The organism is Bacillus sp. JJ664, from assembly GCF_036962205.1.
Lineage (GTDB): Bacteria > Bacillota > Bacilli > Bacillales > Bacillaceae_G > Gottfriedia.
Genome location: NZ_JBALMS010000061.1, coordinates 41,933 through 52,674 on the forward strand (window position 1 = coordinate 41,933; position 10,742 = coordinate 52,674).

The following is a 10,742-nucleotide window of genomic DNA, read 5'->3' on the forward strand; positions in this document are numbered from 1 at the left end:
TTAACAATTCCGTTACAAAAAGAAATGTCTTAAATTAACGATTTTCTAATCCTTTTTTAATAGGTCTTTTAAGCTAATCCTATGAAATAGAAGGACTTTCCTAGTGCGCTTCTCAAAATAAGACAATTTTTTTAATTTCATGATTGTAATCTATCTGTAACATTTTCCTCATATAATGACACATTCTAACAAACCGGCTACTGCTTCATTCCAAAAACCTACAAAATATTGGATTATTCTAAGTAACTTAAATTTTTACGCAAAATTCTACATAGAATAACAATTATTTTAGAAAAATAACTCAATAAGAAAAAGTGTTCCATGTATAGTTTTACACGAAACACTCTTCTTAGTAACACTATTTAATAATCGTACCGTTTGGTAGAGATTGATCAATTGTTGCAAGAGAAAGCTTTCCATCTATACTGCCTGCTAGGATCATACCTTCAGATAATTCTCCTCTTAACTTAGCTGGTTTTAAATTCGTTACACAGATAACTTTTCTACCAACTAAATCTGCTGGCTCATAGTGTTCTGCTATTCCTGAGATGACTTGTCTTGATTCATTTCCTAAGTCTAATTGCAGTTTTAGAAGTTTTTTTGCACCTTTTACAGCACTTGCTTCTTTTACTTCTGCAACTTTTAACTGCACTTTAAAGAAATCATCGATTGTAATTTCAGGAGTAGTATCTTCTACTTCTACTTTTTCCTCTACAGGTTTTACAGTACCTTGCATTTGTTCCTTTATATAAGCAACTTCTGGCTCAGTTTCTAAACGAGGGAATATTGGTTCTGCTTTTTGTACCTTTATCCCTTCATTTATTGCACCAAACTCACTTAGACTTGCCCAAGTTAAGATACTTTCATTCGTTAAACCTAATTGAGCAAATATCTTCGCTGGAGTCTGTGTTAAAAATGGCTTTAATAAAATACCTACTTGGCGTAATGATTCTGCTAAGTGTGCCATAACAGAAGCTAATTCTTCAATTCTACTTTCATCTTTAGCAAGTACCCAAGGTTGTGTCTCATCAATATACTTATTTGTACGGCTAACATATTGCCAAATATGAGTTAATGCAACTGAAAACTCCATATTCTCCATTGCTTCTTCTACTGATATTTTAGTATTTTTAGCAACTTGTTGAAGATTTTCATCAAACTCAGTAACTGTCCCTTTCACTGAAGGGATGTTTCCGTCAAAGTATTTTTCAATCATTGCAATTGTACGATTTAATAAATTACCTAAGTCATTTGCTAGATCAAAATTAATACGATCAACAAAGCCTTCAGGCGTAAATATTCCATCTGAACCAAATGGTACTTCGCGTAATAAATAGTAACGTAGCGCATCTAATCCATAACGATCTATTAAAGTAACTGGATCGACAACATTTCCTTTTGATTTACTCATTTTACCGTCTTTCATTAATAACCAACCGTGTGCAAAAACTTTCTTTGGTAAAGGTAAATCTAATGCCATTAACATAATTGGCCAATAAATAGTATGGAAACGTACAATTTCTTTACCCACTAAATGTACATTTGCCGGCCAATATTTTTTATATAGTTCTTCGTTGTCAGTCCCATAACCTAACGCTGTAATATAATTAGATAAAGCGTCTATCCAAACATAAATAACATGTTTTGCATTTCCTGGAACTTTTACACCCCAATCGAATGAAGTTCTAGAAACAGCTAAATCTTCTAAGCCTGGCTTTATAAAGTTATTTATCATTTCATTTTTGCGTGATTCTGGTTGTATAAACTCAGGATTTTCTTCATAGTATTTTAACAGTCGGTCGGCATATTTGCTCATCTTAAAGAAATAAGACTCTTCTTTAACTAGCTCAACAGGGTGACCGCTGTCAGGACTTTTCCCACCGATTACTTTCCCGTCAGCGTCATGAATTGGATCAACAAGTTGCGTTTCTGTGTAATATGTTTCATCTGGTACTGAATACCAACCCTCATATTCATCTAAATAGATATCACCTTGATCAAGTAATTGTTTAAATATTTTCTCAACAATATCCTTATGTCTTGTTTCTGTTGTACGAATAAAATCATCATAAGAGATATCTAATTTCTTCCAGAGGTCCTTAATCCCAACAACAATATCGTCTAAGTATTTTTGAGGTGAGACGTTTAACTCTTCAGCTTTACGTTGAATTTTTTGACCATGCTCATCCGTCCCCGTTAAATAAAACACATCAAATCCTTGCAGTCTTTTATATCTAGCCATCGCATCCCCAGCAACAGTTGTATATGCATGACCTATATGTAATTTTCCGCTCGGATAATAAATTGGAGTAGTAATATAAAAAGTTTTTTTACTCATTCCTAAATCTCCTCCTTCAATAAATTCTAAATATTGACACTAAATTATTCGCATGATTTTGCATTTCATTATAAAATGAAAATTGAGTTGTCTGCATATTCCATCTTTTCACAAAATCATACTTATTTTTCTAAGTTAAATTTTACACAATAGTAACATCTATTTCTATTATTTCTCGTAAATATACATATTTTTTATGCTTCACTATTCTATTTAATCATTATGTAACCATAAGTACTAAATTCCCTTATACTGTTACATTTTTTGATATATTACATTTAATATTATTTTAGGAGGGCTAATCATGAAATCAACAGGCATTGTTCGAAAAGTAGACGAATTAGGGCGTGTAGTCATACCGATCGAACTTCGTAGAACACTTAACATCACAGAAAGAGATACTCTCGAAATATTTGTAGAAGAGGATCGTATTGTCCTAAAAAAATACCAACCAAATATGACTTGCTTGATGACTGGAGAAATCTCTAATCACAATCTTGAAATAGCAGAAGGTAAAATTGTACTAAGTAAAAAAGGTGCAGAATTACTGAAATTTGAAATTGAACAGTTTTTATCTGACATAAAAAATTAACTTTGAAGAGGCTGCCTGATTTAATTGCATTCTCCTCTACAAATCAATCATCTCACATGATTCATTCGTATAAATGATAAGAGAATTTACATTTAAATTAAGACAGCCTAACTTCATTTTACGCAAATATTATAAACCATGGTATTCCGCATAAACATCTCTTTTATGTAAAGCGCGATCCTTCGCAACTAGCTTGATTGCTTCCTTGCTTGATTCGTCCTTTTCATTAATATACCAATCGACATGTTCATTTATGGACAGAGTTTCCCACCAGGATTCCTCTTGATGATTGGCAACCTCTTCTTCAGAAGCGCCCTCCATTACGATGACAAATTCACCACGTATTTCTTCATTAACCGCCCACTCAATTGCATCACTGACTGAACCACGTAAAAATTCCTCAAACTTTTTAGTTAACTCTCTACACAATACAATTTTCCGTTCACCTAATACTTCAAAAATAGATTGTAATGTTTCCTTCAATCTGTGCGGTGATTCATAAAGTAACACTGTACTGCGTTGTCCTTTTAGTAACTCTAGGTGTTTTTTTTTGTCCTTTTTTTGGCGAGGTAAAAAGCCTATGTATAAAAAAGAATCAGTCGGTAGCCCCGAAGATATTAATGAAGTTAATGCAGCATTCGCACCTGGTAGTGGCACTACTGAAATACCCTCTTCTAAACAAAGATTCACTAGCTCGTACCCTGGATCTGATATACAAGGCATACCAGCATCACTAACTAACCCTACTTTCATGCCTTTCTTTAAATCTTCGACGATTTTAGTGCCAACCTTTTCTTTATTATGTTCATGATAACTAATTAATGGTGTAGTTATTTCAAAGTGGTTGCAAAGCTTTTTAGAATTTCGAGTATCTTCAGCAGCTATGTAATTTACTTCCTTTAAGATACGAATTGCCCTAAAAGTCATATCTTCAAGATTCCCAATAGGCGTTGGTATTAAATATAAGCATCCTACTTCTTCATTTAAAAAGCTCTTTTGGCTTTTTATCATTGTTCTTTTCCTTCTCTCATATATCGTTCTTTATTTATCCTTGATAATTGTTTAAAAGCATACTCCGCTTGCATTGCTTCTCTTTTCGTTTTGTATTCTTCCTGGTAAATACACTTCACCGGAACTCTACCTCGAGTATATTTAGCACCCTTTCCTTCATTATGCTGCCTAAGTCGACGATCTAAGTCTGTTGTGTACCCTGCATATAGTGTTGAATCACTACATTCTAATACATATAAAAAATGCTTACTGTTGTCCATATAACATTTCCTTCATATTTGCAGTGTACTCATTATTTTCTTCGTACACATAAACTGGTGGCAGAATCTTTAAGTCTGCTTTTCCACCTTTAATCCCTTCAATAAGTAAAGTATTTGCTTCCTTCCCCACTTTTGGGTAAACAAATTGAACTCTTTTTGGCTCTATTCCATGATTTCTCATTGTCGTAACAATATCTAACAGGCGACCTGGTCGATGAACCATGGCAAGTTTTCCGCCATGTTTTAATAAAAGTTTACTAGCGTATATTACTTCTTCTAGATTTGTTTTAATTTCATGTCTTGCAATTGCATAATGCTCATTTGAATTTTGTTCAGATGTTGGTACATCTTGAAAATATGGTGGATTACATGTAACAACGTCTACAAATTCCCTACCAATTAGGTTTGGCGCATTTTTCAAATCATCATGTATCATCTTAATTTTTTGCTCTAAGTTGTTATATTCAATACTTCTCGTAGCCATATCATATAATCGTTCTTGAATTTCCACACCAATTATATTTGCATGAGACCTTCTATGTAACATTAATGGTATGACGCCGTTTCCCGAACACAAATCGACAATTGTACCTTTTTGAATTGGCACGTATGTAAAATTTGATAAAAGAACAGCGTCTAAAGAAAATGAAAAAACAGATGGGCTTTGGATAATCCTCAAATCATCTTTTAATAAATAATCTAGTCGTTCGTCACCTTTAAGCATTTTATATTCCTTTCAAAAATCACACAAATGTTTATTTTATATGATTTCCTTAATTTAAATAAATAAGTAGAAAACAATAAAAAAGAGGCTATTCCATGTGAAATTTCGTCAAATCACCATAGTAATCTTTCTTATGTCTAAATAAGAAATGTACATTATATATGGTAATCCTTCGCTTCTACTGGAATAGCCTACTATTACTTTTTGTCAAAGAAAGATAAACAAAACAGACAGTCTTCATCGTGACGTACACTCCCATAATGAAGATTACATATATGAAAGCCTTCTTGGTAAAGTCTAGCTAAATTATCGTAGCCCTCACCGACATCTTTGTCTTTTTGTACTTTTTTCTTCTTTGAGTCTTTTACTTGTTCTTCTTTTTCCACACGTTGATCTAAACCTAAGCGATGACGCAAATGGTCATTCTCAATTTTAGTGTAGTGGTTTTCTTCTAGAAGCTCAGCAATATACTGTTTTAACTCACTAAGCTGTTTTGATAAATCTTGAATTTGTTCTTCCATATTGGATAGAGATAAGAATATATTCTTCTTGTCCAATCTTACCACCTCTTAATCTGTGGTTTGTATTGAAACGACTCCCTCGTGAATTAAATCATCCAGGGTATACTCCACAACGCGTTCTTTTTTAATCAATTCTACTTGAATAACTCGTTCTAAGATGTTTAATCCTACTACTTTTCCAGGGCCTTCCAAAGTTTCAATGATATCTTCTAAATCTGGTAGCTGTTCTTTAGCTGCCTCATACTCATCATTTTCATACTTCAAGCAGCACATTAATCGACCGCATAGTCCTGAAATTTTTGCCGGGTTAAGAGATAGATTTTGGTCTTTAGCCATCTTAATAGAAACTGGCTCAAAATCGCCTAAAAACGTAGAACAACATAGCATTCTTCCACATGGGCCAATTCCACCAAGCATTTTAGCTTCATCACGAACACCAATTTGTCTTAATTCAATTCGCGTACGGAATACAGCTGCTAAATCCTTTACTAACTCTCTAAAGTCTATTCTACCATCTGCTGTAAAATAAAAGATGACTTTATTTCGGTCAAACGTATATTCTACATCAACTAGTTTCATATCTAGTTCATGTTGCATAACTTTGCTAGAACAAACCTCATAAGCTTCTTTAGCTGATTGTTTATTCTCTTCTACTATCATACGATCATGCTCATCAGCTAATCGCATAACTTTTTTTAATGGAAGGACTACGTCATTTTCTCCGACCTTTTTATTTGAAACAACTACTTTTCCAAATTCAATCCCTCTCACCGTTTCAACGATGACAAAAGTATCTTTAGGGATTGCTAATCCATTTGGGTCGAAATAATAGATTTTACCTGCTTTTTTAAACCGTACCCCAACTACTTCGTACACAACCTACAATCCCTCCTGTAACTCTATAATCATTTGCTCTAAAACTAACACCATATTTGCATTAGATGTTAATCGTTTTTTAGCATCAAGAATCTTTTCCAAACAAGTAGTAATCTTTTCTAATGAATAGCGGTTTAATGCTTGTCTCATTAAAGCTTCTTCAGAGCGAAAAACTATATTATTATCTTGTTCAGCATATATATATAACATGTCTTTAAAGGCTAATACAAGCATATCAAGCATTAATTGTACTTGTTCTTTCGTATCAAAATGTTTAGGAACATTTTGTTGTATAACTAAAAGACTATCTTTTTTAGTTGTTACTAATGCTTCATATAATTCTATCACTAAAGCTCTTGCTTGTGCAAACCATTCTTCTTGTGCGATTTGAACAGCAACTTGTTCGCTATTGGTGATTCTTGCTAGCAAAGGGATTAGCGCAGGTTGTAAATTTTTTTGATGTAAATGATCCTCAAAAAATCTCACCGGTAGCGGATTAAAGTGTATCGATTGGCATCGTGACTGGATTGTTGGTAAGATTTGTTGTACCTGTTCTGTTAATAAAAATGCCGTTGTAATAGAAACTGGTTCTTCTAAAAATTTCAATAAAGAGTTAGCGGCATTAGTGGTCATTTTGTCAGCATGATCGATTATATATATTTTTCGATTCGATTCGACAGCCGTTTTTGCGAACTCTTCTTGAAGTTGTTGAATTTGATGCTTCTTAATAGAAGTTTCTTCTGGTTCGATTATATAAACATTTGGATGATTACCTGAATCAACACGCTTACAATTTCTACAGTTACCGCATGGATTTGCATCTATTACATTTTCACATAATAATACTTTTGTATAATACAAAGCAAGTTCTCTTTTCCCAGTTCCTCTTGGGCCCTCGAATAAATAAGCGTGAGCCACTCTGTCTTTTAATACTGCATTTTTCAACATTTTAGTGGCAACTGGTTGTCGCTCGCTTAACTCCTCCCAAGACGTCTTCATCTTTACACCTACTCATGTATATAAATTAATTAATAGTCCCTTTATTTCTCCAATTGCATTCAATAAATGGATACTATCTCTTTCGTTCTTCATCATATCGTTCGTTAATTCAATTAACTTCTCATCGATTAATTTTACAATTTGTAGCGAAGACATAGAACCTCCTGCACCCCAGCTAATTTGCTCAGATACTTCCATGCCATAATCTACTGATTCTTTTAAGAAACGTTTCACTAATTGTTTAAAACGAGCCAAATCTCGTAAATTTTTTCCTTTTGCTAAACGTTCTCCTTGAACCTCAATCTCTCCGATTAAACGATTCAACTGCTCTATCTGAAGCTTTGATTCATTCTTTTTAACTAAAGTATGGAAATTAGCAGAATTAGATTGAATTTGTTTTAAATCTTTTCTTTCATTATTTAACTTCGCTACTAAGTTTTGATCGATTTTCACTTAAGAACCTCCATTAAGTAGAAAACTTACTTATACTCTATTATACCAGTTCAATAAATTTATGTTCATGTAATGATTTAACAAATTTATTTATTTTTAATGACCAATTTTTTCTAAAATGGCTTGTAAAGTTGCTTCATATACTTCTTCAATTGATTTAGAAGCATCAATTACTTTGAAACGATTTGGATCTCTATTTATGATTTCATAATACCCACTTTGTACTTTTAAATGAAAATCTAGTTCTTCTAGATCTAATCTATTTATTTCTCGTTCATCTGCTTGATGTACTCTTTGTAAACCTATTTTCGGGTCTAAGTCGAAGTAGATTGTTACATGCGGCATTAGTCCATTAATTGCAAATTCATTAATCTGATATATTTCGTCAATTCCAATTCCTCGGCCGACACCTTGATATGCAAGAGAGCTATCAATAAATCGATCACAAAGTACAATCTTTCCCTCTTCTAAAGCAGGTAAGACTTTTTCTGCTAGATGTTGTCTACGAGCAGCTGCATACAAGAGAGCTTCAGTCCTTATATCCATCTCTGTATTTTCTGGGTCTAGAATAATATTTCTTATACTTTCAGCGATACGGATTCCGCCTGGCTCACGTGTAGAAATAAAATGTAAACCCCTTTTTTGAAACTCTTCCGTAACCATATTTATGATTGTCGTTTTCCCAGCACCTTCAGGACCTTCAAACGTAATAAATAAAGATTCCAACCTATTTCCCCCTAAATATAAACTTCAATTTGTAATTCTTCTTTTTCGATTAAATTATGAACCGTTAAACCATATTGATGAATCTCTGTAATATATTCAATATGTTCTTTCGTAATCGTTTCACCTTGTAATAAGACAGGGACACCAGGCGGGTATGGGACAATATTCTCTGCAGATATTTTACCTGTTGCTTCTATTAAATCAATAAAAGTTTTTTTCATTCTTTTTAAAGAGGCATAACTATGTGACACAGCACTATTAATATTCGGTACTTTTGTAGGGTAAAATTTTTGATCAATCTTTGTTAATCTTTTGGAAACATTTTTGATGTGTTTAAAATTTTCTTCATATTTCCATTTTTCATCTAATGGTAAGATCAATAGAACATGCGCCCAGTCTGACAGTTCGACATATATGCCCTCTTCCTCAAAAATAGCTTGAAGTTGTTTTCCAGTGTGTCCTTCTGTACTCTTCAAAATCAGTTTTAACAAATCTCGCTTGTATAATAAGTTATTCGTTTCTACTATTTGTATAGTTGGCAACTCATGAATCAAATTCATAAAGGAATGAATTTGATTCTTTAGTTTAATAACCTTTTCACTTGTAAAACTCTCTACAAAGCTTCTGGAATAATCAAGTGATGCCATGATTGGATATGAAGGGCTACTGCTCTGCAGCATTCTAAGCATTTCCTTAATTTTATCAGAACAAATAATTGATGATTTAATATGTAAATATGAACCCATTGTCATAGCAGGAAGTGTTTTATGTGCCGATTGAATGACAATATCAGCCCCCATAGCCAATGCATCTCTAGGAAATGGCTCCCCTATCGTAAAATGGGCACCATGTGCTTCGTCAATTACAACCGGTATATCCATAGTATGAGCTAAATTAATTAATCCATCTAAATCCTGAGACATCCCATAATAATTTGGATTGGTCAAAATGACAGCCTTCGCATTTGGGTATTTTTTTATGATTTCATTTGATTGGTCTATATTTACACCTAGTGGTTGGCCCAACTCTTGATCAATATCTAAAGGTAAAAAAATGGGTTTTGCACCTGCAAGAGATAGACCATGAAAAATTGATTTATGGCAATTTCGTTGAACGATTACTTCATCATTTTCAGCACATAATGCTAATATTGATGCTAAATTTCCAACTGTGGATCCATTTACTAAAAAGTAGCTTTTATCAGATCCGTAAGCAGTTGAAAGAAGTTCTTCTGCCGCTTCAATCACTTCAGTAGGATAATGCAAATCATCTAACCCATTTAATTCAGTTACATCAAATTGTAATAAATTAGGCATGCCTAACTCATGTATAAATGAATGTGTCCCATTTTTATGTCCCGGGACATGAAATGAAATTGGTTCCTTTTTTATAAAATGTTGTAGTGCATTCACAAGTGGCATTTCTTTCATCTTTAACGCTTCCTTTATACGAATCAGTAATATATTTGTAGTTACTAAGTATTAATTTTTATAAAACAAAGAATGGCGCATACTTTTAATTTTTCTTTATTACTTAATCATTTTATCGTAATTGATTTAACAATTTCTTTCCAAATAAAAAACCGATTTACTATACTTGTACTCTCCAATTCCCGAAATAAGATCTGATCGATGAAATCGTCTTCTCCAGTCACTTCATATGGTAGAGGTACCTTGTATTTTGTAATCGGTCCTTCATCTTGTATTCTTATTTTAACTTACTACTCATGCTTAGACTACTATTAATCGTTCACCTTACATGTTAACTGGAGCATTTACTTTTCAACTCTATTTCCAACTCTTCTAGTTAACAATCTCTTCGATTCTTGTATTGATGCTTTTTAATTTTTCTACGAACGTATTATACGTTGGTGCATTCGTTTCTGTCTTAACAATCTCTTTTTCACATTCATCACAAATAAATGCATGAATGACCTGAATACCATTTTCTTTTTTCTCTTCACATATTACACATTTTAAAATTGTACTCACCCTTATTCCTCCTTAAAAAGTCTTTTGCGAAATAGTCATATTGATTAAACAATTTTGTCTATTACTTAGTTTTGCAAATTTAAAACTTTTTATACAATTAGAGGCCCATTTTGCTGTAATATATGATAATTCTTTTAATTGGTGCTTTTTTATAATAATGTTCTTTACTCAACTTTGATAAAAAGGCATCATTTACAATATTTATGCCGGTTAACACAAAAAAACATCAGCTTAATAGCTGATGTTTTTCA

12 protein-coding genes are annotated in these 10,742 nt (G+C 32.9%); 1 reads left to right on the forward strand and 11 read right to left on the reverse strand.

Translation table 11 applies throughout. From position 1 onward, the window contains the following. Nucleotides 1-358 precede the first annotated feature (358 nt). Nucleotides 359-2,338: a methionine--tRNA ligase gene (gene metG, locus V7056_RS11320; RefSeq protein WP_499701983.1), complete on the reverse strand. Its 1,980-nt coding sequence runs from the start codon at nucleotides 2,336-2,338 to the stop codon at nucleotides 359-361. Nucleotides 2,339-2,642: 304 nt separating this feature from the next. Here metG and V7056_RS11325 point away from each other — a divergent pair, with 304 nt between their 5' ends. Then, complete coding sequence (locus V7056_RS11325) at nucleotides 2,643-2,930, forward strand: AbrB/MazE/SpoVT family DNA-binding domain-containing protein (RefSeq protein ID WP_088004009.1); 288 nt, start codon at nucleotides 2,643-2,645, stop codon at nucleotides 2,928-2,930. Nucleotides 2,931-3,059: 129 nt separating this feature from the next. Here V7056_RS11325 and rsmI read toward each other — a convergent pair whose 3' ends face one another. From rsmI to V7056_RS11375, 10 genes are all read right to left on the reverse strand, one after another. Continuing rightward, nucleotides 3,060-3,938: a 16S rRNA (cytidine(1402)-2'-O)-methyltransferase gene (rsmI, locus tag V7056_RS11330; RefSeq protein WP_499701999.1), complete on the reverse strand. Its 879-nt coding sequence runs from the start codon at nucleotides 3,936-3,938 to the stop codon at nucleotides 3,060-3,062. After that, nucleotides 3,938-4,201: a GIY-YIG nuclease family protein gene (locus tag V7056_RS11335; protein ID WP_499701985.1), complete on the reverse strand. Its 264-nt coding sequence runs from the start codon at nucleotides 4,199-4,201 to the stop codon at nucleotides 3,938-3,940. Before V7056_RS11335 ends, rsmI begins: the two co-directional genes overlap by 1 nt. Beyond that, on the reverse strand, nucleotides 4,188-4,925 hold the full coding sequence (locus V7056_RS11340; protein ID WP_499701987.1) for a tRNA1(Val) (adenine(37)-N6)-methyltransferase: 738 nt from the start codon (nucleotides 4,923-4,925) through the stop codon (nucleotides 4,188-4,190). The genes V7056_RS11335 and V7056_RS11340 overlap by 14 nt, the downstream gene beginning before the upstream one ends. 197 nt (nucleotides 4,926-5,122) lie before the next feature. Further along, the gene (yabA, locus tag V7056_RS11345) at nucleotides 5,123-5,482 is read right to left on the reverse strand and encodes a DNA replication initiation control protein YabA (RefSeq protein WP_142283146.1); all 360 of its coding nucleotides are present in this window, start codon (nucleotides 5,480-5,482) and stop codon (nucleotides 5,123-5,125) included. Nucleotides 5,483-5,494: 12 nt separating this feature from the next. After that, nucleotides 5,495-6,322, reverse strand: coding sequence for a PSP1 domain-containing protein (locus V7056_RS11350; protein ID WP_088004002.1), 828 nt, complete (start codon nucleotides 6,320-6,322; stop codon nucleotides 5,495-5,497). A 3-nt stretch (nucleotides 6,323-6,325) separates the two neighbouring features. Then, a complete protein-coding gene (gene holB, locus V7056_RS11355; protein ID WP_499701990.1) occupies nucleotides 6,326-7,321 on the reverse strand; it encodes a DNA polymerase III subunit delta' in 996 nt (331 codons plus the stop codon). A 12-nt stretch (nucleotides 7,322-7,333) separates the two neighbouring features. Continuing rightward, nucleotides 7,334-7,774, reverse strand: coding sequence for a YaaR family protein (locus V7056_RS11360; RefSeq protein ID WP_499701992.1), 441 nt, complete (start codon nucleotides 7,772-7,774; stop codon nucleotides 7,334-7,336). A 96-nt stretch (nucleotides 7,775-7,870) separates the two neighbouring features. Next, entirely contained in the window at nucleotides 7,871-8,500 is a 630-nt protein-coding gene (gene tmk, locus V7056_RS11365) for a dTMP kinase (RefSeq protein WP_499701994.1), read from the reverse strand. An 11-nt stretch (nucleotides 8,501-8,511) separates the two neighbouring features. Then, nucleotides 8,512-9,930 (reverse strand): aminotransferase class I/II-fold pyridoxal phosphate-dependent enzyme, encoded by a 1,419-nt coding sequence (locus tag V7056_RS11370; RefSeq protein ID WP_499701995.1) that lies wholly within the window; start codon nucleotides 9,928-9,930, stop codon nucleotides 8,512-8,514. A gap of 372 nt (nucleotides 9,931-10,302) precedes the next feature. Continuing rightward, the gene (locus V7056_RS11375) at nucleotides 10,303-10,491 is read right to left on the reverse strand and encodes a sigma factor G inhibitor Gin (protein ID WP_499701997.1); all 189 of its coding nucleotides are present in this window, start codon (nucleotides 10,489-10,491) and stop codon (nucleotides 10,303-10,305) included. Between the last annotated feature and the right edge of the window lie 251 nt (nucleotides 10,492-10,742).

Bases quoted from the DNA above. Each gene is read 5' to 3' on its own strand.
- metG (WP_499701983.1), bottom strand. From the start codon at position 2,338: ATGAGTAAAAAAACTTTTTATATTACTACTCCAATTTATTATCCGAGC.
- V7056_RS11370 (WP_499701995.1), bottom strand. From the start codon at position 9,930: ATGAAAGAAATGCCACTTGTGAATGCACTACAACATTTTATAAAAAAG.
- V7056_RS11340 (WP_499701987.1), bottom strand. From the start codon at position 4,925: ATGCTTAAAGGTGACGAACGACTAGATTATTTATTAAAAGATGATTTG.
- V7056_RS11335 (WP_499701985.1), bottom strand. From the start codon at position 4,201: ATGGACAACAGTAAGCATTTTTTATATGTATTAGAATGTAGTGATTCA.
- holB (WP_499701990.1), bottom strand. From the start codon at position 7,321: ATGAAGACGTCTTGGGAGGAGTTAAGCGAGCGACAACCAGTTGCCACT.
- V7056_RS11325 (WP_088004009.1), top strand. From the start codon at position 2,643: ATGAAATCAACAGGCATTGTTCGAAAAGTAGACGAATTAGGGCGTGTA.